A 25,436-nucleotide genomic window follows, 5' to 3' on the forward strand; every position below is an offset into this window, starting at 1 on the left:
ACGGCCCGCCTCCCTTCGAAGGGAAGCGGGCCGGTCGAGCGTGACGATCAGGCGCCGGCGGCGTTGCGCAGGGCCTCGGCGCGGTCCGTCGACTCCCACGGCAGGTCGACGTCGGTGCGGCCGAAGTGGCCGTACGCGGCGGTCGGGGCGTAGATCGGGCGCAGGAGGTCGAGGTCGCGGATGATCGCGGCGGGTCGGAGGTCGAACACCTCGGTGATGGCCTGCTGGATCTTCTGCGGGTCCACGGTCTCGGTGCCGAAGGTCTCGACGAACAGACCCACCGGCGCTGCCTTGCCGATCGCGTAGGCGACCTGAACCTCGACGCGGGAGGCGAGGCCCGCCGCGACGGTGTTCTTGGCGACCCAGCGCATGGCGTACGCGGCGGAGCGGTCGACCTTCGACGGGTCCTTGCCGGAGAACGCGCCGCCACCGTGACGGGCCATGCCGCCGTAGGTGTCGACGATGATCTTGCGGCCGGTCAGGCCCGCGTCACCCATGGGGCCACCGATGACGAAGCGGCCGGTCGGGTTGGTCAGCAGGCGCACGTCGGTGGTGTCGAGGCTCAGCGCGTCGATCTCGGGCTGCACCACGTGCTGGCGGAGGTCGACGCCGAGGAGCTTCTCGAGGTCGATGCCGTCGGCGTGCTGCGTCGAGATGACGACCGTGTCGAGGCGCACGGGCTGGTCGCCCGCGTACTCGATGGTGACCTGGGTCTTGCCGTCCGGGCGCAGGTACGGAACGGTGCCGTCCTTGCGGACCGCGGACAGGCGGCGGGACAGCCGGTGCGCGAGCGCGATCGGCAGCGGCATCAGTTCGGGGGTGTCGGTGCACGCGTACCCGAACATCAGGCCCTGGTCGCCGGCGCCCTGCTTGTCGATCTCGTCGGCAGCGCCCTCGACCCGGTTCTCGAACGCGGTGTCGACGCCCTGCGCGATGTCCGGGGACTGCGCGCCGATGGCGACGTTCACGCCGCACGAGTTGCCGTCGAAGCCCTTCTGCGACGAGTCGTAGCCGATCTCCAGGATCTTCTCGCGGACGATCGTGGGGATGTCGGCGTAGGCCTCCGTGGTGACCTCACCCGCGACGTGAACCTGCCCCGTGGTGACCAGCGTCTCGACCGCGACGCGGGACCGGGGGTCCTTCGCCAGCAGCGCGTCGAGGATCGAGTCGCTGATCGCGTCGCAGATCTTGTCCGGGTGTCCCTCGGTCACCGACTCACTGGTGAACAGCCTGCTGCTGTGCTGGCTCACGGACACTCCTTATTCGCTGTCATGACGTCCCGAAAAGCTTACTGAGAATCAGTGGAACGGGCGGTAACTGCGTCCCACACCACGGACGCCAGTTGCGCTTTCGATCCATGTGGTATAGGCGTCTCGGCGCCGTCGGCGGAGAGCAGCCAGCCGGCGTTGTCGTCCTGTTCGAACGCCTTGCCGTCGCCGACCGCGTTCACCACGAGGAGATCGCAGCCCTTGCGCTGGAGCTTCGCCCGGCCGTAGTCGAGCACCGAGGTCGTGTCGTCGCCCGTCTCCGCCGCGAACCCGACGATCAGCTGACCCTCCCGACGTGCGGAAACGAGCTCCACGAGGATGTCGGGGTTCTTGGTCAGCGTGATCGGGTCGGGGTCCGCGGAAGTCTTCTTGATCTTGTGCCCGGTGAGCGATGTGGGCCGGAAGTCGGCCACCGCGGCGGCCATCACGACCACGTCCGCGTCCGCCGCCACCTTGTGCATGACCTCGCGCAGCTCGACCGCGGAACCGACCCGGATCAGGTCGACTCCAGCGGGAGTCGAGAGGTCCGCGGTGTTGCCCGCGACCAGCGTCACCCTGGCACCACGCTGGGCCGCGACCCGCGCCAGTGCATAGCCCTGCTTGCCGGACGAGCGGTTTCCGATGAACCGGACCGGGTCGAGGGGTTCGCGCGTACCGCCGGCGGAGATCGCGACGTGCACGCCTTCCAGTGTCCGCTGCAGAGCGTCGCGACGCACCAGCAGCAACCGGGCGAGCTCGACGATCTCGGCGGGGTCGGGCAGGCGGCCCTTGCCGGTGTCCTTGCCGGTCAGGCGGCCACTCGCGGGCTCGGCCACGATGACACCGCGGCTGCGCAGCAACGCGACGTTGTGCTGGGTGGCCGGGTGCTCCCACATCTCGGTGTGCATGGCCGGGACCAGCAGGACGGGGCAGCGCGCGGTCAGAAGAGTGTTCGTCAGCAGGTCGTCCGCGAGACCGTGCGCGGCCTTCGCGATGATGTTCGCCGTCGCCGGGGCCACCACGACGAGGTCGGCGTTCTGCCCGAGCTTGACGTGCGGGACCTCGTGCACGTCGTCGAACGGGTCAGCCGTCACGACCTGGCCGGACAGCGCCTCGAACGTGGCGGCGCCAACGAACTTGAGCGCGCCCTCGGTGGGGATGACCCGCACGGAGTGGCCGGACTCGGTGAACCGCCGCAGGACCTCACAGGCCTTGTACGCGGCGATGCCCCCGCCAACGCCCAGGATGATCCTGGGCTTAACGGGGGCATCGCCACCATGCGAAGCGGAAGTCAAAGGTTCTCCTGTGAGGAATGACCAGCCAAGGCCCGCCTCTCACGAGGAGGAACCCCGCGCACCTGGCCTGAGGACCGCGCCTCCACGAGGAGGACCCTGATGGGGGTCCGGGGGCCTGCCCCCGGCGTGGGGCGTGGGGGCTCGGCCCCCACAAGACACGGGGTTAGGCGTGTTGGTCTGCGCTTTCCGCAGACACACGCCCCCCAAGTCCTAACCCCTTACTCGCCCTCGGTGTGCTCGAGGAGACCAGCGTGGATCTCACGGAGCGCAATCGAGAGGGGCTTCTCACGCGGGCCCGGCTCGACGAGCGGGCCGACGTACTCGAGCAGGCCCTCGCCGAGCTGCGCGTAGTAGTCGTTGATCTGGCGGGCACGCTTCGCTGCGTAGATCACCAACGCGTACTTCGAGCTCACCTGCTCAAGCAGGTCGTCGATCGGCGGGTTGGTGATGCCCTCCGGGGAACCGGTCAGGTGACCGAGCTCGGTGTGGGTGATCACTCGTCAATCTCCTGAAATTCGTGGTCCGACCATCAAGGATAGCAACTCGGCTGCGGCCGCCCGCACATCGGCGTTCACGACGACCTCGTCGAACTCCTTCTCGGCCGCCAGTTCCTCGCGGGCGATGGCGAGGCGGCGCTCGACGACCTCCGAGTGCTCGGTGCCCCGGCCGGTCAGCCGGTCCACCAGGTGTTCCCACGACGGGGGCGCCAGCATGACGAGCTGGGCGTCCGGCATTGCCACGCGGACCTGCCGCGCTCCCTGCAGTTCGATCTCAAGGAGTGCGGGCTGACCTGCGGAAAGAGCTTCCTCGACTGGCTTGCGGGGAGTTCCGTAGCAGTTGCCGGCGAACTCCGCGTGTTCGAGGAACTCACCGGCGTCGATCATCTGCTGGAACTTCTCGCGGTCGACGAAGTGGTAGTGCACTCCGTCGACCTCGCCCGGCCTCGGCTTCCTGGTGGTCGCCGAGACGGAGAAGTAGATATCGGGTTGCTGGCTGCGCAGCTCCGCCAGGACGCTGGATTTACCCACGCCTGACGGCCCGGACAAGACGGTGAGGCGGGGGCGGGCAGAACCCGCCCCCGCCTCGGTGCCAATCACTCTCCGCTGAACTCGGAGAGCAGGGCCTTGCGCTGACGGTCACCAAGACCGCGCAGGCGACGGCTGGGAGCGATCTCGAGGCGCTCCATGATCTGCTGCGCGCGAACCTTGCCGACGCCCGGGAGGGCCTCGAGCAGCGCGGACACCTTCATCTTGCCCAGGACCTCGTCGCTCTCGGCGGCCTTGAGCACGTCCGTCAGGGTCGTGCCGCCGCGCTTGAGGCGCTCCTTGAGCTCAGCCCGAGCGCGACGAGCGGCAGCAGCCTTCTCCAGCGCTGCGGCTCGCTGCTCCTCGGTAAGCTGGGGAAGAGCCACGATTTCCTCCGTGGTGTGGATTCTTTTCGGATCGGTGCCGCGACCGTACAAGCCGCAATTGCCTGGGGACAACGTGACCCAGTCAGGTAAATCTTCAGCGGCCTTGAGTGATGCGGCGGGTGGTAGTAGTACCAACACCCTCCGGCGGCCTGATCACTGCCTCCGGCAACTCGTCGCCCACGTTACGTGTGCTATGAGGCCGGTGACCAGCGGGGCAGCCGGTGGCGTGGACCCTACCAACACATGTTTCCCCTGGTGAGCGCGCCACACCCAAAAGTCGTGGCGCGCCGTCGCCCTAGAGGCTCTCCTGAACGCTCCGCACGGCCCTGACCAGCGACGATACGTCCGGACCATGCCTGAGAACATCTCGTGAAGAAGTCGGGAAAACGTTGCGCATGTCGGGCCCGAAGAGCCGTTTTAGATCAGCCGCGGAGCCTCCCTGAGCTCCGAAACCGGGCGCCAGGATGGGTCCGTTGAACCCTGCGAGGTCCACGTCCGTTTCACCGATCGTGGCACCCACGACGAGACCAACATCGCCGCACGGAGAAATGCCGGAATTCCGAGCGGCGGCGAAATCTATGATCGTCTGCGCCACGGTTCGCCCGTCCGGAGCAACCGACCGCTGGACCTCGGCACCCTCCGGGTTGGACGTCAGCGCCAGCACGAAGACGCCGCGGCCGTTCGCACGGGCGGTGTCCAGCGCGGGCTGCAGCGACCCGAAGCCGAGGAACGGCGACACCGTCACCGCGTCTCCTGCCAGCGGCGACCCCTCGCCCAGGTACGCCTCGGCGTACGCGGCCATGGTCGAGCCGATGTCGCCGCGCTTGGCGTCCACCAGCACCAGCGTGCCGGAGTCGCGCAGCTCGGAGATCACCCGTTCGAGGACGGCGACGCCACGCGACCCGTAGGCCTCGAAGAACGCCGCCTGCGGCTTCACCATCGACACCTTGCCGCCGAACGCCTCCACGGCCGTCAGAGCGAACCGTTCGAGCCCCTCGGCGGTCCGGGAGAGGCCCCAGGCGTCCAGCAGCGAGGGATGCGGGTCGATCCCCACGCACAGAGGTCCGTGCGCCTCAACGGCTTTCGCGAGCTTGTCGCCGAACGTCACGAGCCCTCCCTGAGAGCGGCCTGGAGCGCCTGCAGCGGCTGGACCCCGATGTCACCGCGGATGAGCGCCTCGATGCCGTGCACGGCCGCGGCAGCGCCCTGGATCGTGGTGACGCAAGGGATGTCCTTCGCCACAGCGGCGGTGCGGATCTCGTAACCGTCGATGCGCGGGCCGCTGTTGCCGTACGGCGTGTTGAAGATCATGTCGATCTCGCCGGCCAGGATCATGTCGACGACGTTGCCCTCGCCCTCGAAGTGCTTGCGCACCTCGGTGCACGCGATCCCGTTGCGCTTCAGCACCTCTGCCGTACCGGACGTCGCGAGGATCTGGAAGCCGAGGTCCGCGAGGCGCTTGACCGGGAAGATCATCGCGCGCTTGTCGCGGTTCGCGAACGACACGAACACCTTGCCCGACGTCGGCAGCGAGCCGTAGGACGCCGTCTGCGACTTCGCGAACGCCTTGCCGAACGACGAGTCGATGCCCATGACCTCGCCGGTGGACTTCATCTCCGGGCCCAGCAAGGAGTCCACGCCGTGGCCTTCGGGCGTGCGGAAGCGGTGGAACTGCATGACCGCTTCCTTCACCGCGACCGGCGCGTGCTCGGGCAGCCGGGCGCCGTCACCGGTGGCGGGCAGCAGACCCTCGGCCCGCAGCTCCGCGATCGTGGCGCCGAGCATGACCCGGGACGCCGCCTTCGCCATGGAGACAGCCGTCGCCTTGGACACGAACGGCACCGTGCGCGACGCACGCGGGTTCGCCTCCAGGACGTAGAGCACGTCGTCCTTGAGCGCGTACTGGACGTTCAGGAGCCCCTTCACGCCGATGCCCTTGGCGATGGCCTCGGTGGAACGCCGGACGTTCTCGATGTCCGACGCGCCCAACGTGATGGGTGGCAGTGCGCACGACGAGTCGCCCGAGTGGACACCCGCCTCTTCGATGTGTTCCATGACGCCGCCGATGAAGACTTCGTCGCCGTCGCACAGGGCGTCAACGTCGATTTCGATGGCGTCGTCGAGGAACCGGTCGACCAGCACCGGATGCTCCGGGGTCACCTCGGTCGCGCGGGCGATGTAGCCCGACAGCGACTCCTCGTCGTACACGATCTCCATACCCCGGCCGCCGAGCACGTAGGAGGGTCGGACGAGGACGGGGTAGCCGATCTCGTCGGCGATCTCCTTGGCCTCGCTGAACGAGGTGGCGGTGCCGAACTTGGGCGCGGGCAGGCCGGCCTCGGTGAGCACCTTGCCGAACTGGCCGCGGTCCTCCGCCAGGTGGATCGCCTCCGGGGTGGTGCCCACCACCGGTACGCCGGCGTTGGACAGGCGCTGCGCCAGGCCCAGCGGCGTCTGCCCGCCCAGCTGGACGATCACGCCGGCGACGGTGCCCGACTGCTGCTCGGAGTGCACGACCTCCAGGACGTCCTCGAACGTGAGCGGTTCGAAGTAGAGGCGATCGGAAGTGTCGTAGTCGGTCGATACCGTCTCCGGGTTGCAGTTGACCATGACCGTCTCGTACCCGGCCTCGCGCAACGCCATCGCCGCGTGCACGCAGGAGTAGTCGAACTCGATGCCCTGCCCGATCCGGTTCGGCCCGGACCCCAGGATCAGCACCTTCGGTTTGTCCCGCTGCTCGGCCACCTCGGACTCGGCGTTCGGGTCGAGTTCGTAGGCCGAGTAGTGGTACGGGGTCTCGGACTTGAACTCCGCCGCGCAGGTGTCGACGGTCTTGTAGACCGGCCGCACGCCGAGGCGGTGCCGCAGGATGCGCACGCCGTCCTCACCGGCCAGCTCCGGCCGCAGCACGGAGATCTGCCGGTCCGACAGGCCGGCGCGCTTCGCCTTGCGCAGCAACAGCTCGTCGAGCACCGGAGCGTCCAGCAGCTCTTGACGCAACGTGCCGAGCCAGGCGATCTGCTCGATGAACCACGGGTCGATCCCCGAGGCACGGTGGACGTCCTCAAGGGTCGCACCCAGTCGAAGTGCACGCTCGACTGTGTAGAGGCGGCCGTCGTGTCCGCGTTCCAGCTGCTTCAGCGTCGACTCGAGCGTAACGCCCTCGGGGTCGGGCTGAGTCCAGAAACCGACCGATTTCGTTTCCAGCGAACGCAGCGCCTTACCGAGTGCTTCAACGAAGTTCCGGCCGATCGACATGGCCTCGCCGACCGACTTCATCGTGGTCGTCAGCGTCGGGTCCGCGCCGGGGAACTTCTCGAACGCGAACCGAGGCGCCTTCACCACCACGTAGTCGAGAGTCGGCTCGAACGACGCCGGGGTCTCCCCCGTGATGTCGTTGGTGATCTCGTCGAGCGTGTAGCCGATGGCGAGCTTCGCGGCGATCTTGGCGATCGGGAAACCCGTTGCCTTCGACGCCAGCGCGGACGAACGCGACACCCGCGGGTTCATCTCGATGACGACCATGCGGCCGGTCTCGGGCTGGATCGCGAACTGGATGTTGCAACCACCGGTGTCGACGCCGACCTCGCGGATCACGTCGATACCGACGTCGCGCATGTGCTGGTACTCGCGGTCGGTCAGCGTCATCGCCGGCGCCACCGTCACCGAGTCACCCGTGTGCACGCCCATCGGGTCGATGTTCTCGATCGAACAGATCACGACCACGTTGTCGTTGCGGTCACGCATCAGCTCGAGCTCGTACTCCTTCCACCCGAGCACACTCTCCTCGATCAACACCTCCGTGACCGGCGACTCCTCCAGGCCGATCGCGGCGAGGCGCTCCAGGTCCTCGGGCGTGTAGGCCATACCGGAACCCAGGCCGCCCATGGTGAACGACGGCCGGATCACCACCGGCAGACCGAGGTCGGCGACGGTCTTGCGGACCTCGTCCATCGTCGTGCACACCGCCGAACGCGGAACCTCCGCGCCGATACGGCGCACCAGATCCTTGAAGATCTGCCGGTCCTCACCACGCTGGATCGCGTCGATGTCCGCGCCGATCAACTCGACGTTGTACTTCTCCAGCACCCCACGCTCGTGCAGCGCGATCGCGGTGTTGAGCGCGGTCTGCCCGCCCAGCGTCGCCAGGATCGCGTCCGGACGTTCCTGCGCGATCACCTTCTCCACGAACTCGGCCGTGATCGGCTCGATGTAGGTGGCGTCCGCGAACTCCGGGTCCGTCATGATCGTCGCCGGGTTCGAGTTCACCAGGCTGACCCTGATGCCCTCCTCCCGCAGCACCCGGCACGCCTGCGTACCGGAGTAGTCGAACTCGCACGCCTGACCGATCACGATCGGGCCGGAGCCGATGACCAGGATGTGCTTCAAATCTTCGCGCTTGGGCATGTCAGCAACCGCCCTTCATCATGGTCACGAACTCGTCGAACAGCGGCGCCGCGTCATGCGGACCGGCCGCCGCCTCGGGGTGGTACTGCACGGAGAACGCCGGCACGTCCAGCAACCGGACACCCTCGACCGTGCCGTCATTGGGGCAGTAATGCGACAGAACCGCGCGGCCGAACTCCGAGGAGAACTCCTCCCCCGGCGTGCCCTCCAACGCGAACCCGTGATTCTGCGACGTGATCGCGACCTTGCCCGTGGCCACATCGATCACCGGGATGTTGATGCCGCGATGGCCGTAGCGCATCTTGTACGTCCCACGACCGACAGCGCGGCCCAGGATCTGGTTGCCGAAGCAGATGCCGAACAGCGGCAGCTTCCGCCCGAGCGCTTCCTTCGTGAGGGCGATCGCGTGATCCTGGGTCGCCGGGTCACCAGGACCGTTGGACAGGAACAACCCGTCCGGGCTGACCTTCAGGATGTCCTCGAAGGACGACGTCAACGGCAGCACGTGCACCTCGATGCCGCGCGCCGCCATCATCCGCGGGGTGTTCGACTTGATGCCCAGGTCGAGTGCCGCGACGGTGAACTTCTTCTCACCGATCGCCTCGACCACATAAGGCTTGTCCGTCGTCACGTCGACTGCGAGGTTCGCGCCGATCATCTGCGCGGAAGCCTTCACCTGCTCGACCATCGACGCGTCATCGCTGAGCTCAGAGCCGGAGAACACCCCGGCCCGCATCGCGCCCTGCTCGCGGATGTGGCGAGTCAGCGTGCGGGTGTCGAGGCCGGAGATGCCGACGATGCCCTGCTTCGCCAGCTCCTCGTCCAGACCGCGCTTGGACCGCCAGTTCGACGGCGTGCGCGCCGGATCGCGGACCACGTACCCGGCGACCCAGATCTTCGACGACTCGTCGTCCTCGTCGTTCCACCCGGTGTTGCCGATCTGCGGCGCGGTCTGCACCACGATCTGACGGTGGTACGACGGGTCCGTCAGGGTTTCCTGGTAGCCCGTCATGGCCGTGGAGAACACGACCTCGCCGAGCGAGACGCCGGTCGCTCCGTACGCCTCACCGCGGAAGACGCGACCGTCTTCCAGCACCAATGCCGCGTTCGTCACGCCTTGCCTCCCACTAGAGCTGCTACCCATTCCTCGTACACGTCTTTGTCGTCACCGCGGAAACCGGTGTCGAACAGGTGGCCTTCGTTTTCCCACTGGACCACCAGCAAACCCTCTTCGCTGAACATGACCTTCCCGGCGAGCCCGCGGTCGGTGCGGGCGTCCCGGATGGACTCAGCGGGGATGAAGATCGGCGACGCGCCGGTCCGTTCGATCGCGATGCCTTCCGGCACAAGGCTCAGCGTCGCCTCGGCGCGGTGGCCGATGTCGCCGACCTGGACGCGGTCCTGCCAGTTGCCCGCGTTCGTCGTTCCGATGTAGACGCCCGTGGTGGCCAGAGATGCCGCACCGAGAGTCGCGGGCGTGGCGGGGAACGCGGGGAGGTCGGCCTGCATGCGCTGGCGTCGCTTCCAGCCGTGCCACATGCCGTAGACGCAGAGCGCGAAGAAGGCGAGAACGGCCAGGGCGAGCAGTACGCGGGTCATTCGGCAATCCTTCCCGCCAGTGCGGTCACGCGGCCACGCAAGATGGTCGCCGTCACCGCGCCGGGCAGCTCCATGCCCTCGAACGGGGTGTTGCCCGCGATGCTCGCGAGCTCCGCGCCGTTCACCGTCCACGTCGCGTCCGGGTCGACCAGCACGAGGTTCGCGGGCTCACCGACGGCGATCGGACGGCCCTGGTCGGTCAGTCCGGCGATCTCGGCGGGCTTCTCGCTCATCACCCGTGCGACGCCGCGCCAGTCCAGCAGCCCGGTCTTGACCATCGTCTCGACGACGATGCCCAGAGCCGTCTGCAGACCGAGCATGCCCGGCCGGGCCGCCGACCACTCGCAGTCCTTGTCCTGGATCGCGTGCGGGGCGTGATCCGTGGCGACGCAGTCGATCGTGCCGTCGGCCAACGCCTGCCGCAGCGCGTCGACGTCGGACTGCGTGCGCAGCGGTGGGTTGACCTTGTTCACCGGGTCGTAGGTGGAGAGCCGGTCGTCGGTCAGGATCAGGTGGTGCGGGGTGACCTCGGCGGACACCTTGGTGCCGCGCGCCTTCGCCCACTTCAGGACGTCGGAGGTGCCGGTCGTGCTGACGTGGCAGACGTGCAGCCTCGCGCCGACCTGGTTCGCCAGGATGCAGTCACGGGCGACGATCGACTCCTCGGCGGCGGCCGGCCAGCCCTGCAGACCGAGCCGTGACGCGTTCTCGCCCTCGTGCGCCTGGGCACCGATCGTGAGACGCGGTTCCTCGGCGTGCTGGGCGATCACGGCGTTGAGCGCCTTCGAGTACTCGAGAGCGCGACGCATGATCAACGGGTCGTGCACGCAGTGGCCGTCGTCGGAGAAGACCCGGACCCGCGCCTTGCTGTTGGCCATCGTGCCCAGTTCGGCGAGCTTCTCGCCCTTGAGCCCGACGGTGACGGCGCCGACCGGGTGGACGTCGACCAGGCCGACCTCCTGGCCGCGGCGGGCGACGTGCTCGACGATCACCGCGTTGTCGGCGACCGGGTCGGTGTTGGCCATCGCGAAAACGGCGGTGTAGCCACCCAGAGCGGCGGCACGCGACCCCGTCTCGATGGTCTCGGTGTCCTCGCGACCCGGCTCACGCAGGTGGGTGTGCAGGTCCACGAAGCCCGGCAGCAGAACCGCGCCGTTGCCTTCAATCACCTCGGCATCGGAATCCGTGCCCTCTGCGATCACGCCATCGCGGATCAGCAGGTCAACCGGTTCCCCCTCGCCGTAGGGCCTAACTCCCTTGAGAAGCAAGGGTTTCACGCGTTTTCCTCCTCGTGGGCGAGCAAGTGGTACAGCACGGCCATGCGCACGTGGACACCGTTGCGAACCTGCTCGGTGATGGCGGCCTGCGGGCTGTCGGCGACCACGGAGGCGATCTCCATGCCGCGCAGCATCGGGCCGGGGTGCAGCACGACGGCGTGCTCGGGCAGCAGCTTCAGACGCCGCTCGTTGAGGCCGTAGGCGATCGAGTACTCGCGGGCGCTCGGGAAGAACCCGCCGTGCATGCGTTCGGCCTGCACGCGCAGCAACATCACCGCGTCCTGCGAGGCCAGCTCGCTGTCGATCTCGTGCGAGACCGTGACCGGCCACTTCTCCACGCCCGTCGGCAGGAGCGTGGGCGGGGACACCAGCGTGACCTCGGCGCCGAGCGTGGTCAGCAGGTGCACGTTCGACCGCGCGACCCGGCTGTGCAGGACGTCGCCGACGATCGCGACGCGGCGGCCGTCGAGGCTGCCGAGGCGGTCGCGCAACGTGGCGGCGTCGAGCAGCGCCTGCGTCGGGTGCTCGTGCATGCCGTCGCCCGCGTTCACCACGGACGTGTTGGTGTGCTTGAGCCAGCCCGCGAGCCGATGCGCCGCACCGGACGCCGGGTGCCGCACGATCACGCAGTCCGCACCGGCGGCCTGCAGGGTCAGCGCGGTGTCCCGCAGCGACTCGCCCTTGCTGACGCTGGAACCGGAGCTGCTGACGTTGATCACGTCCGCGGACATCCACTTGCCCGCGATCTCGAACGACACCCGCGTGCGCGTGCTGTTCTCGTAGAACATCGTGATCACCGTGCGGCCGCGCAACGTCGGCAGCTTGCGGACCTCGCGGCCGAGCAGCGCCTGCTTGAGACGGTCGGCGGTGTCGAGGATCGCGATGGCCTGGTCGCGGTCGAGACCGTCGGTGGAGAGCAGGTGCTTCACTTCAGCACCACTCCGTCGCGGCCGTCGAACTCGTCCAGCATCACCACGACGTCCTCCGTCTTGGAGGTCGGCAGGTTCTTGCCCACGTAGTCCGCGCGGATCGGCAGCTCGCGGTGGCCGCGGTCGACCAGCACGGCGAGCTGCACCGCGCGGGGACGGCCGTGGTCGCGCAGGGCGTCGAGCGCGGCGCGGATGGTGCGGCCGGAGAACAGCACGTCGTCCACGAGCACGACGAGCTTGTCGTCGATGCCGCCCTCGGGCAGCTTCGTCGTCTCCAACGGCCTGGTGGGGCCTCGGCGGAGGTCGTCGCGGTAGAGCGTGATGTCCAGAGTGCCTTCGTGCACCTGACGGCCGGAGAACTCGGCGATCTTGGCGGCGAGGCGACGTGCGAGCGGGGCTCCCCTGCTGGGAATACCCATCAAGACGACGTCGGGTGCGCTCGGTGCATCGAGAGCGGTCTTCTCGATGATCTGATGGGCCATTCGGGCGACAGTGCGCGCGACATCACCGGCCGAGAGAATCTCGCGATCCCCGGCCGGATCCGTCGCGCCACGTTGACGTGACGCCACGGCTGGACCTCCTTCCCCGCCTCACTGGACGGGTCCTTAAAGGACGTCGGACACCTATGAATAACTAGGCTGACCTGCACCGTATCACCTACGGACGGTCAACCATCCGAGTGGTGTACCAGGCGTGGCGCGCGTCTCTCCCTGAGATCAGCTTGACCTGTCGACCACGGCGAGTAATCATTACTCTGCGTATTGATCTAAGCCTCCCCGCAGCACGCCCGTACTGCTGACGGGGCGAATGAACGGAGAACCGCCACATGGGCGACTACGCCAAGGCGCTGGGGGCCAAGCTCCGCGCTATCCGCCAGCAGCAGGGCCTGTCCCTGCACGGCGTCGAGCAGAAGTCCGGCGGTCGCTGGAAGGCCGTGGTCGTCGGCTCCTACGAGCGCGGTGACCGCGCGGTGACCGTGCAGAAGCTGGCCGAACTGGCCGACTTCTACGGGGTTCCCGTCGCCGAGCTTCTGCCTGAGGGCCGTGTGCCCTCAGGTGCCGAGCCGGCCACCAAGATTGTGATCAACCTGGAACGGCTCCAGCAGCTGCCGGTCGAGAAGGTGGGCCCCCTGGCCCGCTACGCCGCGACCATCCAGTCGCAGCGCGGTGACTACAACGGCAAGGTCCTCTCGATCCGGACCGAGGACCTGCGCTCGCTCGCGATCATCTACGACATGACGCCGGGCGAGCTCACCGAACAGCTCATCGACTGGGGCGTGCTTCCCCCCGAGGCCCGTCCCGCCAAGGAAGACTGAGCTTCACTTTCAAGGCTTCCCGTTCGGAGTAGTGGCTCCCTCACGTCCTGTTAGTCGCCCTGGGGACGCGGAGGGGGCCATTGCTGCATTCAGGGGGTCCAGCGTCGCCGGTCGGGTGGCGTTGGCGGCGACCGAGCCCCGCAGCAACTCGGCCAGGTCGTGACTCTGCGCATGGTCACCCGTGGTGGTCGCCGCAGTGATCCGGTCGAGTCTGAACCCGCGGCCGGCCTGCCGGGTCCGGCACCAGGCGATGAGGTACCACCGGCCGTCGGTGGTGAGCAGCCCGGCGGGGTCCACGACCCGCTCGCTCCCCCGTCCAGACGCGTCGGTGTAGGTCAGGCGCAGCACCGTCTTCGTGGCCAGCGCCTGGTGCACCGCTGCCCGGACCTGGGCGTCCGTTCGCGACGGCAGCGCGACGATGCGGGCGGCGAGCTCACCGGCCGCGGCCGTCGCGGGACCGTTCAGCACCGCCGCGATCTTCTGGAACGCCGTGCGGGCGGCGTGCGAGCCGTCGGCTCCGGCGAGCGCCGCGGCCAGCACTGAGGCCTCGTCCGGGGTGAGGTGGATCGGCGGCAGGGTCATCGCCGGGTCGATCGACCAGCCACCGCCGCGTCCCGGCGTGGTCCGCACCGGGACACCGGCCTCCATCAACGCCTGCAGATCGCGCTGCACCGTCCGTGTGCTGACTTCGAGCCGTGCGGCGAGGACGGCGACCGTCAACGACCTCGGTGCCGCCGCGCGCAACTCCTCCACCAGCGCGTACAGCCGGGCAGTGCGGTTCACAACCCCGATCCTGCCAAGAACTCCCGCTCACGTCGCAGTTCTCGTTCGGTGATCGTCTGCGGATACAGCGTGAAACCGTGCAGCGCGCCCGCGACGACACTCAGCTCCACGGGCGCCTGCCATCGCCGCGCCAGGGAGAGGGAGTCTTCGAGCAGCGGGTCTTCGGCGCCGACGACGATCCGTGCGGGCGGCAAGCCGGTCAGGTCAGCGAACACCGGCGAGATCTCGGGGGCCTGGCGCTGCTCGGCCGTCATCCCCGGCGTGAACAGCTCGTAGGTGCGTTTCAACCTGTCTGTGCCGGGCTTCGACAGGTCGTACGCACCGAACACCAGATTCGCCGCCCGGAAGATCCCGGGCAGACGCAGCAACGTCAAGACGGTCAGGTGGGCGCCCGCCGACTCGCCGCCGATCAGCAGCCTGCTCGTGCCGAACTCGGACTCGACGTGCCCGGCCAGCCACCGCGCGGCGGCCTCGCAGTCGTCGGGCCCGGCGGGAAACGGGTGCTCGGGAGCCAGCCGGTACTCGACGGTCACCACGGCCAGCCGAGACTCCTGAGCCAGCGCCCACAGCCGCTCGTCCTGCCCGTCCGCGGAGCCGAACGACCAGCCGCCGCCGTGAATGTGCAGGTAGACGCCCTCGACGCGGTCCGGCGTGAACACCCTGACCGGCACGCCGTCGACGACTCGATCCTGACCTTGCGGCAGCCTGACCGGCGGCGTGTCGCCACCGAGCCGATTGCGCCGCAGAACCTCCAGGGGTGCCTCGCGCAGTTGGAACGTCCTGGCGAACTCGAGGGTCTCGGCGAGACAGTCCTCGTCAACGATCTTCATGCCGAGGACGGTCGCACCCGTCCGCGACACCGTCCTGTCACCCTTTCCGAGCGAATCTCAGCCCGGTGACGTGGCGTCCAGCACAGTGAAGGCGTTGCGGATGCCCTGCTCCAGAACCTCGTCGGCGAGCTGCCGGTCAGCCAGGGCGCGGGAGAGTTGCAGGGTCCCGATCATCAGGGCGTAGACGCTGAGGGTCGCGGTGCGCGCCGATGCCGGATCGTGCGGCGCCAGCCGGGCGGCGATGTCGTCGATGAGCGCCACCACGCTGCCGGTGTAGGCCTGTCTGGTCGGTTCCGCGCACCGGCCGATCTCGTCGAGCAGCGCGGCGGACGGGCAGCCGTCCTCGGGGTTGTCGCGGTGCTCGGGCGAGAGGTACGCCCGCACGATCTGATCGACTCCCTCGCGGCCGGGTGCGAACGTGGCGAGCCACTCCCGCTGGCCGTTCAGCTGGTCGGTGACCGCGGTCGCGACCAGGTCTTCCTTGGATTCGAAGTGGGCGTAGAAGGCGCCGTTGGTCAGCCCCGCGTCCTTCATGAGCGTGGCGACCCCTGAGCCGTCGATGCCGTCGCGCTTGAGCCGCCGGCCCGCGGTCTCGACGATCCGCTGCCTGGTCGCCTGCTTGTGCTCTTTCCCGTACCGCACCACGTGCTCCTCCAACCCCCCAAGTCAGTACGATCGTAATCCAAATCCGCCGGACCCCTTGCTTCCCGGCCTGCGCTCAGCTTATTGTAGTATGGTCGTAATCCAATAGAGCGGGAGTCCAGGACATGCGCGCGTTCGTCGTCGATCGCTACGGAAAAGGTGGCGCCCTCCGGTCCGGTGAGGTGCCGGAGCCCGAGGTGGGAGTGCACGACGTGCTGGTCCGCGTCCACGCCGCGAGCGTCAACCTGCTGGACGCCAAGATCAGGAACGGGGAGTTCAAGCTCTTCCTGCCCTATCGCCCGCCGTTCGTGCTGGGCAACGACGTCGCCGGCGTCGTGGTCCGGGTCGGGTCCGGGGTGCGGAAGTTCAAGACCGGCGACGAGGTCTACGCGCGGCCGGACAAGGACCGGATCGGCACCTTCGCCGAGTTCATCTCTGTCAGCGAGAACGACCTGGCGCCGAAACCGAAGCGGCTCACGATGGCCGAAGCGGCCTCCGTCCCGCTGGTCGGCCTGACCGCCTGGCAGGCGTTGATCGAGATGGCCGATCTGCGCAAGGGGCAGAAGGTCTTCATTCAGGCGGGTTCCGGTGGCGTGGGGACCTTCGCGATCCAACTGGCCAAGCACCTCGGCGCCACCGTGGCCACGACCACCAGTGCGGCGAACACGGGCCTGGTCGAGCGTCTCGGCGCGGACGTCGTGATCGACTACCGGACCGACGACTTCGAAACCGTCCTGCGCGACTACGACGTGGTGCTGCACAGCCAGGACGACGCGACGCTCGCGAAGTCCCTGCGCGTGCTGAAGCCGGGCGGAAAGCTCATCTCGATCTCCGGCCCGCCCGACCCGGCCTTCGCGAAGGAGATCGGGAAACCGTGGATCCTGCGGCCCGCGACGCGCTTCCTGAGCCGCGGAGCCAGGAAAGCGGCCAAGCGACGCCAGGTCGGCTACTCGTTCCTCTTCATGCGGGCCAACGGTGAGCAGCTCCGCGAGATCACCTCGCTCATCGACGCCGGGGCCATCACCCCGGTCGTGGACCGCGTGTTCCCGTTCGAAGCGACGAACGAGGCCATGGCGTACGTCGAGAAAGGACGCGCGAAAGGCAAGGTCGTCATCCAGATGAAGGAGCCGTCATGAACGTGATCACCCGCTACGCGGACGCACCGACCAAGACCATCGACATCGGCGGGGCGACGTTCGCCTACCGCGAGCTCGGCCCGGAGACCGGCGTTCCGGTGGTCTTCCTGACCCACCTGGCCGCGGTCCTGGACAACTGGGACCCCAGGGTCGTCGACGGCATCGCCGCGACACACCGGGTCATCACGTTCGACAACCGGGGCGTCGGCGCGTCCACCGGCTCGACACCGAGCACCATCCAGCCCATGGCCGCGGACGCCGTCGCCTTCATCCGGGCCCTGGGCCTGGACCAGGTCGACCTCCTCGGCTTCTCGATGGGCGGCATGATCGCCCAGGTGATCGCCGCGGACGAACCCCAGCTCGTCCGCAAGATGATCATCGCGGGCACCGGGCCCGCCGGGGGCAAGGGCATCAGGAACGTCACGCGGATCTCCCACCTCGACACCGTCCGCGCACTGCTCACCCTCCAGGACCCCAAGCAGTTCCTGTTCTTCACCAGGACCGCCACCGGGCGCCGGGCGGGCAAGGAGTTCCTGGCACGCCTCAAGGAGCGCAGGACCGGCCGGGACAAGTCGATCTCCCTGCGGTCCTACGGCGCGCAGCTCAAGGCCATCCACCGCTGGGGCCTGGAACAGCCGGCCGACCTCTCCGTCATCCGCCGGCCCGTGCTCGTCGCGAACGGCGAGAGCGACAGGATGGTGCCGTCGTCGAACTCGACCGACCTGGCCCGGCGCCTGCCGGACGCCCGGCTCACGCTCTACCCCGACGCCGGGCACGGCGGCATCTTCCAGTTCCACGCGGAGTTCGTCGAGGAAGCCCTGGAGTTCCTCGGCTAGACGAGAGCGGCGAGCTGCTCCTTGTCCTGGATGACGTGGATCGCGACGATCTTGTCGTCGCGGACCGTGAAGGCCATGACGGAGAACAGCACGCCGTTGACCCACGTGACGAAGCCGATCTCGCCGCCGATGAGCGCGAACTGGATCTCCGCCATCGTCGCGTACTTGCGGAACAGGCTGGCGCGCCCTGCCACCGTGCGGCCGCCGATGACCTCCAGCGCACCCGCCTTGAGCGTGACGTCCGGGTGCAGCACCGACACCAGGCCCTCCAGGTCGCCTTCGCGCGACGCCCTGAGGAACGCGGTGACCACTTCCCGCTGCTTCGGCAGGTCGACGTTCGGCTGAGGCCGGTCCTGCACGCGTTTGCGCGCACGGCTTGCGAGCTGACGTGTGGCCGTGGGCGTCTTGTCGATCAACGGCGCGATGTCGTCGAACGGCACCGCGAACATGTCGTGCAGCACGAACGCCAGCCGCTCGTCGGGCTTGAGGGTGTCGAGGACGACCAGCATCGCCAGCCCGACCTCGTCCGCGGCGACGGCGAGGTGCTCGGGTTCCTCGCGGGTGTCGATCACCGGGTCCGGCATCTCGAACGCGTGCTCTTTGCGGTCGCGCAGCATGTTCAGGCACACGCGCCCGACGACGGTCGTGAGCCACGCGGCGGGGTTCTCGACCTCGCTGGTGTCGGCCTTCTCGACACGCAGCCACGCGTCCTGCAACGCGTCGTCGGCCTCAGCGAACGACCCGAGCATCCGATGGGCGACGGCCCTCAGCCGCGTGCGCTCCTGCTCGAAGTGCGCGATCAAAGCTCCCCCTGTGGCCTGGCTCACAACCTGTCACGTTCCCGAGCGCCGCCGGGTCGACCGGGCAACAAGGCACTCGAACAGGAGCGTAATCATGAAGATCCTCGTCACCGGCGGCACCGGCACCCTCGGCACGCACGTCGTCCCGCAGCTCCGCGCTCAGGGCGCCGAGGTCGTCGTGCTGAGCCGCGGCAACGGCGACATCACCTGCGACCTGACGACCCAGGTTCCGCAGATCGACGCCGACATCGATGTTGTCGTGCACCTGGCAGGCGGTCAGAAGGGCGACGACATCGCGACCCGCAACCTGCTCGCCGCGTGCGGGAACGTTCGCCACTTCGTGTACATCTCGGTGATCGGCGCCGACACCGTGCCGCTCGCATGGTTGCGGACGAAGCTCGTGTGCGAGGAGGCCATCGCTGCGTCAGGCATCCCGTTCACGATCTTGCGCGCGGCCCAGTTCCACAACCTCACGCTGACCATGGTGCGTGCCATGGCCAAGCTGCCGATCGTGCCGGTACCGGGCATGCGGCTGCAGCCGGTCGACGCCCGCGACGTGGCTGCGCGGATCGTCGAACTCGCCCTGGGCACGCCCGCGGGCCGGGTCGCCGACCTGGCCGGACCTGCCGTGTACGACATGAAGCAGCTCGTGCGGGGCTACCTGACGACCGCGGGCAAGCGCCGGCTGACCGTGCCGGTGCGGTTGCCGGGCAAGGCCGGGAAGGCCTACCGGGGCGGGCAGAACCTCACCTTGGACGGCGACCACGGCACCCACACATGGGAGGAGTTCCTTGCGGCGAGCTGATCAGACGGTGGTGACGAACGAGCGCCAGGCGGAGGTGCTGAACGCCAGCACCTCACCGGCCTGGCTCTTCGAGTCGCGGACGAGAGCGTCGTGGGCGAGCAAGACCTCGACGCAGTTGCTGTCCTCTGTCGCACCGCTGTAGCTGCTCTTACGCCAAGAGCGATCCTGGATCATCGAGTTCCTCTCGCGGCTGACCGGCGTACTCCGCCAGCTTCCTCCGCGATTGTTCCCCATCCAAGGAGACCTCGGCCAAGCGGTTGAAGGTCAACCTGATCCGTGCGATGGCGCCCGGATCCTGCACGAACACCTTGGCGAGATCGGAATCGCTGTGGGCGACCGACATGGCCTTCTTGTAGTCCCACAAGGCCAACCCGGCGGAGATGGCAGGCACTTCGAGAGGCACGATCCGGATCATCCGGAACCTCGACAACAGCCGGAGGTACTGGTCCTTCATGACCTCGTCGGAGCCGAAACGCTGCTGCAGCGCTAGCTCATGGATGTAGAACACGCAATCCGGCCGATTGGCCTTGCGCAGGACCGCCTGACGGTCCGTCCGGGCTTGCACGAGCTCGGAGATCCGTTCCTCGGTGACGAAGCCGCCTGCCCGATACAGGGCGTCCGCGTACTCGGGCGTTTGCAGGAGTCCTGGCACCGTGAGGACGTCGTAGCTGGTGATCGTGCTAGCGGTTGACTCTGCCATGACGAGGGTGCGCAGGTTGCCGGGAACCTGGACGATGTATTCCTCGAAGGCGTTGCGGTAGCGGCGTTTGAAGTCCACGAAGTAGTCGGTGTCCTTGCCGCACATGGTGAGCAGCTGGACGAGGTCTACCTCGCTGGGGCGTGCCTTGCCGTGTTCTATGTTGGAGACCTTGCTGGGATCCCAGCCGAGCTGAATTGCCAGTGCGTGGCCGTTGAGGTTCGTGGTGGACTCGCGGAGGCGGCGCAGCTCGTCGCCGAGATCGCGGCTGTACGCGGTGGAGGGAGTGGAAGAAGCCATGCCACCGACGCTAAATCTTGGTCGCAGTCCACGATACTGGCTCGTTCGGGTGAAAACAGTTACCAGGGCACAGGACCGCTGTCGTTGAAGAATCCGCCGGTGGGTCCGTCCGCGCCGAGCGTAGCAAGCCGCACGATCACGGCGGCGCCCTGAGCAGTCGTCAGGAATCCGGTGTGGTTGTTGATGTCCGTGTCGACGAAGCCGGGGTCGGCGGCGTTGACGAGGATGCCGTCCTTGCGGAGTTCGTTGGCGTACTGGACGGTCAAGGCGTTCAGCGCGGTCTTGGAGGGCGAGTACGCGGCCGACGCGGGCAGTGCCGCCAAGGGACCGTCCGGAGTGGCGCAGATGGTGAGCGACCCGGCCGCACTGCTGACGTTGACGATGCGCGGCGCCGGGGAGCGGCGCAGCAGCGGGAGCACGGCGTTGGTCACTGTGATGACGCCGAAGACGTTGGTGTCGAACACTTTCCGGACCATGGCGAGGTCGACGGTGCTCGGGATCTGGTCGACGGCGTCTGACGGCGAGACCTGGCCGGAGCCGCTGATGCCGGCGTTGTTGACGAGCACGTCGAGGTGGCCGAAGCGCTCCTCGATCTGCCGCGCGGCTTCTTCGGCGGTGGCCGGGTCGGTGACGTCCAGGACGAGCGCGTGCGCGTCGTTGCCCTGCTCTCGCAACGCTTCCGCGGCCTCCTCGGCGCGCTGCGGGTTCCTGGCGGCGATGAGCACCGTCATGCCTTGCGCGGCAAGCTGTTCGGCGGCCGCGTAGCCGATGCCCTTGTTCGCTCCGGTGACCATGGCGATCTTGTTCTGTGTCATGAGCACAAGACGCCGCGCTCCGCCGTTCTGTGACAGGTAAGATCTCGGCAACGTGACCTCCTCTGACGCAGAGCTCCTCGCCGATCGCAACCCGCTGCCGTCCGATCTGGACTCACGGCTGCGTGAGCACCTCACGTTCCTGATAGAGGTCGATCTGCTGAAGACCGTTCTGCGAGCATCGCCTCTCGCGGCGGCGGACCGGCGCGAGAACGACGCGGAACACTCGTGGCACCTCGCGTTGATGGTCATGGTGCTGGCCGAGTACGCCGACGAGCCGATCGACGTCGGGCACACGATCAAGCTCGTCGTCGTGCACGACCTGGTCGAGATCTACGCGGGAGACACCCCGATCTACGACACCGAACTGGGCAAGAGCCAGCAGGCACGCGAGGAAGCGGCTGCCGGCAAGCTGTTCGGCATCCTGCCCGAGGACTCGGGACGTCAACTCCGGGCGTTGTGGGACGAGTTCGAGGCGCGCCGGACGCCGGAGGCCCGGTTCGCGAAGGCCATGGACCGGCTCCAACCGTTGCTGCTCAACTGGATGGCCAAGGGCGGCACCTGGCGGACTCCCGGGGTCACCGCGGACGCCGTGCGCGGCCGTAAGGCGGTGATCGGCGAAGGCTCGACGGTGCTGTTCGACGCGGCCATGCACCTGATCAACGAGGGCGAGCGTCGCGGCTGGGCACGAGGATCGCGATAGTGCGCGCCACGCCGAGCACGGGTCCCACGGGCAGCGCGAAGCCGACCCAGTAGACGATCTCGAACGGCAGCAGGGCGAGCGCCGGCTTCTTCCCGTGGCCGCGCCAGAGCAGGGTTCCCGCGGCCACCTCCGCGCCGCACACGACCGCGAAACCGGCGATCAGGGGCACGGTGGCGGGGATGCCGATCTTCTCGAACGGTCCGCCGCCGTAGGTGGGGAATCCCATGAACTGCCAGACCTCGCCCGTGCGCGCCAAGTGCACGGCGCCGTACACCGCGGGCAGTCCGAAGCCGAGCCCCGCCAGCCACGAGAGTGCCGCCGCCAGCTTGGCGGGGTTCATCGCCGGGCCTGTTCCAGCGCGTCGCGCAGGTGGGTCATGTTCGCCTTCTCCTCGCGGCGCACGACCAGCAGGAAGATCGGGAAGATGAGCCGGAACCAGCCGTGCGGCCGCGGCGTGAACTCGGCGTGCAGCAGCGTGCCTTCCGCGACCGGCTCGAGCCGACAGGTGAAGGTGACCTCGATCGGGCCGCCGTTGTGCGCCGTCCAACTGCGCGGGCGGTCATAGCGGACGATCTCCACCTCGACGTACGGGCTGGACTTCCACTTGGCGCGGTACTTCGTGCCCAGTCCGACCGGTCCCTCGGTGATCTTCTCCATCACCTCGCACTTGGGGTTCCACTCGAGTTCCGCGCGGAGGTCGGAGAGGTAGTTGAACACCTCTTCCGGCGAACGGCGGATCAGCACCGAGTTGTGCAGGACGACCATGGCGGGCTCCTCTGACTAGAGGCTCCACTAGTGACGGCACCAGTATCATCCCGGGTATGGCACCGGTCAAGCCGACGAGGGCGGAACGAGCGCGGCAGACACGTCGCCGCATGATCGACGCGGCGCGGAGGATGTTCGTCGAGCAGGGCTACGCCGGGACGACGATGGACCAGATCGCGGCGCAGGCGCAGGTCGCGGTGCAGACCGTCTACTACACGTTCCGGACGAAGGGGCAGCTGCTCACCGAGGTCGTCGAGGTCACGGCGGCGGGCGACGAGGAGCCCGTTCCGGTGCCGGAGCGGCCGTGGGCGCGGGAGATGATGTCCACCGCGTCGGCCGAGCGGGTCCTCGCGCTGGGCGTGGAGCACGGAACCGCGATCTACGAGCGGGTGGCCGCGCTGTGGCCGGCCGTGGGTGCCGCGGCTGCCGTCGACCCGGCCGTGGACAAGTACTGGCGTGGAGTCACAGCGGACCGTCGCGGCGGGCAACGCGCGATGGTCGCCAAGATCGCCGAGCTGGGCGCACTGCGGCCCGGCCTCAGCACCGACCGCGCGACCGATCTGGTGGTCGTGCTGCTGGGACACGACGTCTACCGCGGGCTGGTGCAGGACGCCGGGTGGACCCCGGCCGCCTACCGGGCCTGGCTGCTCGCCACGCTCGTCCAGCAACTGCTGACCACGGAAAATTGATGAGGGGAGCTTTCAGTTGATGAAAGCTCCCCCAACAACGTCAGAGAACGGCGCGCAACTGGTCCGCGATGACCGCGATCCGGCCGAGCACACCGTTCACGAACCGAGGCGAGTCGTCCGTGGACAGGCCCTTGGCCAGCTCCACGGCCTCGTCGATGGCCACCGCGTCCGGCACGTCGGCCGCCCACAGCAGCTCGTACAGGCCGATCCGCAGCACCGCGCGGTCGACCGCCGGCATGCGCTGCAGGGTCCAGCCCTCGGCGTGCTCCGAGATGAGGTCGTCGATGCGCGGACGGTTCGCGTGGACACCCTCGACCAGGGTCACCGTGTAGTCGTTCACCGGAGGGACGTCGGGCGAGCCGACGCGTTCGGCCAGCAGCGTCACCGGGTCGGTGCCCAGCAGGTCGGCTTCGTAGAGGAAGTCGACCGCACGCTTGCGGGCCTTGCTGCGAGCGCCCATCAGGACTTGTCGCTGATGCGGCCGAGGTAGCGGCCGTCGCGGGTGTCGACCTTGATCTTCTCGCCGGTCGTGACGAACAGCGGGACCTGGATCTCGGCGCCGGTCTCCAGCGTGGCGGGCTTGGTGCCGCCGGTGGAGCGGTCGCCCTGCAGGCCAGGGTCGGTGTGCTGGATCACGAGCTCGACCGAGGTCGGGAGCTCGATGAACAGCGGGACGCCCTCGTGCGTGGCGACCATCGCTTCCTGGTTCTCCAGCATGTAGTTGGCGGCGTCACCGACGGTCTCGGACGGAACCGGGATCTGGTCGTAGGTGTCACCGTCCATGAAGATGAAGTCGGTGCCTTCCTTGTACAGGTAGGTCATGCCGCGCTTGTCCACGGTGGCGGTCTCGACCTTGGTGCCCGCGTTGAAGGTCTTGTCGACGACCTTCCCGGTCAGCACGTGCTTGAGGGTCGTGCGCACGAAGGCGCCACCCTTGCCGGGCTTGACGTGCTGGAACGCGGTGACGGTCCAGAGCTGGCCGTCGAGGTTCAGCACCAGGCCGTTCTTCAGGTCGTTCGTGGTGGCCACGGTGGGATTTCTCCTGTGTTGGACGGGGGTGTCAGACGACCACGAGTTCCTTCGTGGTCAGGGTGAGGAGCTCCGGCCCGCTCTCGCGGACCACGAGGGTGTCCTCGATGCGGACTCCGCCCCGCCCCGACAAGTACACGCCGGGCTCGACGGTGACCGCCATACCGGCCGAAAGTGTACCGTCACCCACCTTCGACAACGCCGGTGCCTCGTGGATCTCGAGCCCGACCCCGTGCCCGAGGCCGTGCAGGAACTCACTTCCGTGCCCGGCCTTGTCGATCACCTCGCGCGACGCGTGGTCGACGTCGCTCACCTTCACGCCCGGCTTGAGCGCGTTGCGTCCGGCCGCCTGCGACCGCGCGACCAGGTCGTACAGCTCGACCTGCCAGTCGGCGGGCTTGCCGAGCACCAGCGTGCGGGTCATGTCCGAGTGGTAGCCGTCGACGAGCGCCCCGAAGTCGAGCTTGATGAAGTCGCCCTGGTGGAGCGTGGCGTCCGTGGGCGCGTGATGCGGCACCGCGGAGTTCGCCCCGAACGCCACGATGGAGGAGAACGACGGGCCCGCCGCGCCGTGGTCGAGCATGCGGCTCTCCAGCTCGCGCGCGACCTCGCGTTCCGTGGTGCCGGGTCGCAGCCCGCCGTGCCCGATCAACGCCGCCAGCGCCCGGTCCGCCGCCGCGCACGCCATCCGCAGGGCCTCGATCTCGATCTCGTCCTTGACCAGCCGCAGCTTCTCGACGAGACCCGCGGCCTTCGTGAGCTCCGCCTTCTCGGCGGCGTTCGTGAGGGCTTCGAGGCCGTCGACCGTGACGTGGTGGCTCTCGAACCCGACCTTGCCCTTGGCCTTCTGGGCGAGCGCTTCGGCGCACGGCCGGTCGATCAGCCGCTCCAGGTCCGGTACCTGCCTGGCCGACTGCGTGAGATACCTGCCGTCCGTGCAGAAGACCGTCTTGTCGTCGCTCACCGCGTCGATGAGGACAGCGCCGTTCGATCCGGTGAATCCTGTGAGGTACCGGACGTTCAGGAGGTTCGTGACGAGCAGCGCGTCCAGGCCCGTGGCCTGGAGCTCCTGGCGCAGTGCGGTGCGGCGTGCGGCGTACGACGACATGTCTCGCAGCGTACGGCCAGT

At 68.2% G+C, this 25,436-nt stretch carries 30 protein-coding genes; 6 read left to right on the forward strand and 24 right to left on the reverse strand.

The features are described from left to right. Positions 1-47: 47 nt before the first annotated feature. The 12 genes from metK to pyrR form a co-directional block, all read right to left on the reverse strand. On the reverse strand, positions 48-1,250 hold the full coding sequence (gene metK, locus ABZ345_RS38090) for a methionine adenosyltransferase (RefSeq protein WP_359859693.1): 1,203 nt from the start codon (positions 1,248-1,250) through the stop codon (positions 48-50). Positions 1,251-1,288: 38 nt separating this feature from the next. After that, positions 1,289-2,542: a bifunctional phosphopantothenoylcysteine decarboxylase/phosphopantothenate--cysteine ligase CoaBC gene (gene coaBC / locus ABZ345_RS38095; RefSeq protein WP_359859694.1), complete on the reverse strand. Its 1,254-nt coding sequence runs from the start codon at positions 2,540-2,542 to the stop codon at positions 1,289-1,291. A 218-nt stretch (positions 2,543-2,760) separates the two neighbouring features. Then, positions 2,761-3,039 (reverse strand): DNA-directed RNA polymerase subunit omega, encoded by a 279-nt coding sequence (rpoZ, locus tag ABZ345_RS38100; protein WP_045313812.1) that lies wholly within the window; start codon positions 3,037-3,039, stop codon positions 2,761-2,763. A 3-nt stretch (positions 3,040-3,042) separates the two neighbouring features. Next, on the reverse strand, positions 3,043-3,639 hold the full coding sequence (gene gmk / locus ABZ345_RS38105) for a guanylate kinase (RefSeq protein ID WP_359859697.1): 597 nt from the start codon (positions 3,637-3,639) through the stop codon (positions 3,043-3,045). Beyond that, complete coding sequence (gene mihF / locus ABZ345_RS38110; RefSeq protein ID WP_030471603.1) at positions 3,636-3,953, reverse strand: integration host factor, actinobacterial type; 318 nt, start codon at positions 3,951-3,953, stop codon at positions 3,636-3,638. The genes gmk and mihF overlap by 4 nt, the downstream gene beginning before the upstream one ends. 295 nt (positions 3,954-4,248) lie before the next feature. Then, positions 4,249-5,061, reverse strand: coding sequence for an orotidine-5'-phosphate decarboxylase (pyrF, locus tag ABZ345_RS38115; protein ID WP_359859699.1), 813 nt, complete (start codon positions 5,059-5,061; stop codon positions 4,249-4,251). Continuing rightward, complete coding sequence (gene carB, locus ABZ345_RS38120; protein ID WP_359859701.1) at positions 5,058-8,360, reverse strand: carbamoyl-phosphate synthase large subunit; 3,303 nt, start codon at positions 8,358-8,360, stop codon at positions 5,058-5,060. The genes pyrF and carB overlap by 4 nt, the downstream gene beginning before the upstream one ends. 1 nt (position 8,361) lies before the next feature. After that, positions 8,362-9,504 carry a glutamine-hydrolyzing carbamoyl-phosphate synthase small subunit gene (carA, locus tag ABZ345_RS38125; RefSeq protein WP_359859703.1) on the reverse strand — a complete coding sequence of 381 codons (1,143 nt, stop codon included), beginning with the start codon at positions 9,502-9,504 and terminating at the stop codon, positions 8,362-8,364. Next, positions 9,471-9,959 carry a transporter gene (locus ABZ345_RS38130; RefSeq protein WP_359859705.1) on the reverse strand — a complete coding sequence of 163 codons (489 nt, stop codon included), beginning with the start codon at positions 9,957-9,959 and terminating at the stop codon, positions 9,471-9,473. Before ABZ345_RS38130 ends, carA begins: the two co-directional genes overlap by 34 nt. Next, on the reverse strand, positions 9,956-11,236 hold the full coding sequence (locus ABZ345_RS38135) for a dihydroorotase (RefSeq protein ID WP_359859707.1): 1,281 nt from the start codon (positions 11,234-11,236) through the stop codon (positions 9,956-9,958). Before ABZ345_RS38135 ends, ABZ345_RS38130 begins: the two co-directional genes overlap by 4 nt. After that, on the reverse strand, positions 11,233-12,165 hold the full coding sequence (locus ABZ345_RS38140; protein ID WP_359859709.1) for an aspartate carbamoyltransferase catalytic subunit: 933 nt from the start codon (positions 12,163-12,165) through the stop codon (positions 11,233-11,235). The genes ABZ345_RS38135 and ABZ345_RS38140 overlap by 4 nt, the downstream gene beginning before the upstream one ends. Next, positions 12,162-12,734, reverse strand: a complete 573-nt coding sequence (gene pyrR / locus ABZ345_RS38145; RefSeq protein ID WP_204760584.1) for a bifunctional pyr operon transcriptional regulator/uracil phosphoribosyltransferase PyrR — start codon at positions 12,732-12,734, stop codon at positions 12,162-12,164. Before pyrR ends, ABZ345_RS38140 begins: the two co-directional genes overlap by 4 nt. A 257-nt stretch (positions 12,735-12,991) precedes the next feature. Here pyrR and ABZ345_RS38150 point away from each other — a divergent pair, with 257 nt between their 5' ends. Further along, positions 12,992-13,480: a transcriptional regulator gene (locus ABZ345_RS38150; RefSeq protein ID WP_030471611.1), complete on the forward strand. Its 489-nt coding sequence runs from the start codon at positions 12,992-12,994 to the stop codon at positions 13,478-13,480. A 9-nt stretch (positions 13,481-13,489) separates the two neighbouring features. Here ABZ345_RS38150 and ABZ345_RS38155 read toward each other — a convergent pair whose 3' ends face one another. The 3 genes from ABZ345_RS38155 to ABZ345_RS38165 are packed head-to-tail and all read right to left on the reverse strand — an operon-like array spanning position 13,490 to position 15,735. Next, a complete protein-coding gene (locus ABZ345_RS38155; RefSeq protein WP_359859712.1) occupies positions 13,490-14,263 on the reverse strand; it encodes a YafY family protein in 774 nt (257 codons plus the stop codon). Then, the gene (locus ABZ345_RS38160; protein ID WP_359859714.1) at positions 14,260-15,093 is read right to left on the reverse strand and encodes an alpha/beta hydrolase fold domain-containing protein; all 834 of its coding nucleotides are present in this window, start codon (positions 15,091-15,093) and stop codon (positions 14,260-14,262) included. The genes ABZ345_RS38155 and ABZ345_RS38160 overlap by 4 nt, the downstream gene beginning before the upstream one ends. A gap of 57 nt (positions 15,094-15,150) precedes the next feature. Next, positions 15,151-15,735 carry a TetR/AcrR family transcriptional regulator gene (locus ABZ345_RS38165; RefSeq protein ID WP_359859716.1) on the reverse strand — a complete coding sequence of 195 codons (585 nt, stop codon included), beginning with the start codon at positions 15,733-15,735 and terminating at the stop codon, positions 15,151-15,153. Between the two features lie 125 nt (positions 15,736-15,860). On the opposite strand from ABZ345_RS38165, the gene ABZ345_RS38170 reads away from it, so the two are divergent. Further along, positions 15,861-16,871: an NADP-dependent oxidoreductase gene (locus ABZ345_RS38170; protein ID WP_359859718.1), complete on the forward strand. Its 1,011-nt coding sequence runs from the start codon at positions 15,861-15,863 to the stop codon at positions 16,869-16,871. Beyond that, positions 16,868-17,707: an alpha/beta hydrolase gene (locus ABZ345_RS38175; RefSeq protein ID WP_359859720.1), complete on the forward strand. Its 840-nt coding sequence runs from the start codon at positions 16,868-16,870 to the stop codon at positions 17,705-17,707. Before ABZ345_RS38170 ends, ABZ345_RS38175 begins: the two co-directional genes overlap by 4 nt. Here ABZ345_RS38175 and ABZ345_RS38180 read toward each other — a convergent pair. Next, positions 17,704-18,534 carry a sigma-70 family RNA polymerase sigma factor gene (locus ABZ345_RS38180; protein ID WP_359859722.1) on the reverse strand — a complete coding sequence of 277 codons (831 nt, stop codon included), beginning with the start codon at positions 18,532-18,534 and terminating at the stop codon, positions 17,704-17,706. The genes ABZ345_RS38175 and ABZ345_RS38180 overlap by 4 nt on opposite strands. Before the next feature lie 67 nt (positions 18,535-18,601). Here ABZ345_RS38180 and ABZ345_RS38185 point away from each other — a divergent pair, with 67 nt between their 5' ends. After that, positions 18,602-19,312, forward strand: coding sequence for an SDR family oxidoreductase (locus ABZ345_RS38185; protein WP_359859724.1), 711 nt, complete (start codon positions 18,602-18,604; stop codon positions 19,310-19,312). Here the strand turns inward: ABZ345_RS38185 and ABZ345_RS38190 are convergent, their stop codons facing one another. Genes ABZ345_RS38190 through ABZ345_RS38200 form a run of 3 tightly spaced genes read right to left on the reverse strand, consistent with a single transcriptional unit; the run spans position 19,313 to position 21,124 of the window. Then, the gene (locus ABZ345_RS38190) at positions 19,313-19,486 is read right to left on the reverse strand and encodes a DUF397 domain-containing protein (protein WP_359859726.1); all 174 of its coding nucleotides are present in this window, start codon (positions 19,484-19,486) and stop codon (positions 19,313-19,315) included. After that, a complete protein-coding gene (locus ABZ345_RS38195; protein ID WP_359859728.1) occupies positions 19,461-20,309 on the reverse strand; it encodes a helix-turn-helix transcriptional regulator in 849 nt (282 codons plus the stop codon). The genes ABZ345_RS38190 and ABZ345_RS38195 overlap by 26 nt, the downstream gene beginning before the upstream one ends. A gap of 59 nt (positions 20,310-20,368) precedes the next feature. Continuing rightward, positions 20,369-21,124, reverse strand: coding sequence for an SDR family NAD(P)-dependent oxidoreductase (locus ABZ345_RS38200; RefSeq protein ID WP_359859730.1), 756 nt, complete (start codon positions 21,122-21,124; stop codon positions 20,369-20,371). A 52-nt stretch (positions 21,125-21,176) separates the two neighbouring features. Between ABZ345_RS38200 and ABZ345_RS38205 the strand changes: the two genes are divergently transcribed. Further along, positions 21,177-21,824 carry an HD domain-containing protein gene (locus tag ABZ345_RS38205; RefSeq protein ID WP_359859732.1) on the forward strand — a complete coding sequence of 216 codons (648 nt, stop codon included), beginning with the start codon at positions 21,177-21,179 and terminating at the stop codon, positions 21,822-21,824. Here the strand turns inward: ABZ345_RS38205 and ABZ345_RS38210 are convergent. Both ABZ345_RS38210 and ABZ345_RS38215 read right to left on the reverse strand, forming a co-directional pair. Further along, positions 21,781-22,164 carry a hypothetical protein gene (locus tag ABZ345_RS38210; RefSeq protein ID WP_359859734.1) on the reverse strand — a complete coding sequence of 128 codons (384 nt, stop codon included), beginning with the start codon at positions 22,162-22,164 and terminating at the stop codon, positions 21,781-21,783. The two genes, ABZ345_RS38205 and ABZ345_RS38210, sit on opposite strands and share 44 nt — an antisense overlap. Beyond that, positions 22,161-22,589 (reverse strand): SRPBCC family protein, encoded by a 429-nt coding sequence (locus ABZ345_RS38215; RefSeq protein WP_359859736.1) that lies wholly within the window; start codon positions 22,587-22,589, stop codon positions 22,161-22,163. The genes ABZ345_RS38210 and ABZ345_RS38215 overlap by 4 nt, the downstream gene beginning before the upstream one ends. 56 nt (positions 22,590-22,645) lie before the next feature. Here ABZ345_RS38215 and ABZ345_RS38220 point away from each other — a divergent pair, with 56 nt between their 5' ends. Beyond that, positions 22,646-23,278, forward strand: coding sequence for a helix-turn-helix domain-containing protein (locus tag ABZ345_RS38220; RefSeq protein WP_359859738.1), 633 nt, complete (start codon positions 22,646-22,648; stop codon positions 23,276-23,278). Between the two features lie 40 nt (positions 23,279-23,318). Here ABZ345_RS38220 and nusB read toward each other — a convergent pair whose 3' ends face one another. The 3 genes from nusB to ABZ345_RS38235 are packed head-to-tail and all read right to left on the reverse strand — an operon-like array spanning position 23,319 to position 25,415. Beyond that, complete coding sequence (gene nusB, locus ABZ345_RS38225; RefSeq protein ID WP_045313795.1) at positions 23,319-23,738, reverse strand: transcription antitermination factor NusB; 420 nt, start codon at positions 23,736-23,738, stop codon at positions 23,319-23,321. After that, positions 23,738-24,307, reverse strand: coding sequence for an elongation factor P (gene efp, locus ABZ345_RS38230; RefSeq protein ID WP_045313794.1), 570 nt, complete (start codon positions 24,305-24,307; stop codon positions 23,738-23,740). The genes nusB and efp overlap by 1 nt, the downstream gene beginning before the upstream one ends. Positions 24,308-24,338: 31 nt before the next feature. Further along, positions 24,339-25,415 carry a Xaa-Pro peptidase family protein gene (locus tag ABZ345_RS38235; RefSeq protein ID WP_359859741.1) on the reverse strand — a complete coding sequence of 359 codons (1,077 nt, stop codon included), beginning with the start codon at positions 25,413-25,415 and terminating at the stop codon, positions 24,339-24,341. Positions 25,416-25,436 lie beyond the last annotated feature (21 nt).

Origin of the sequence: Lentzea sp. NPDC005914 (assembly GCF_040629405.1) — a bacterium.
In the GTDB taxonomy this organism is placed as follows: Bacteria; Actinomycetota; Actinomycetes; order Mycobacteriales; family Pseudonocardiaceae; genus Lentzea.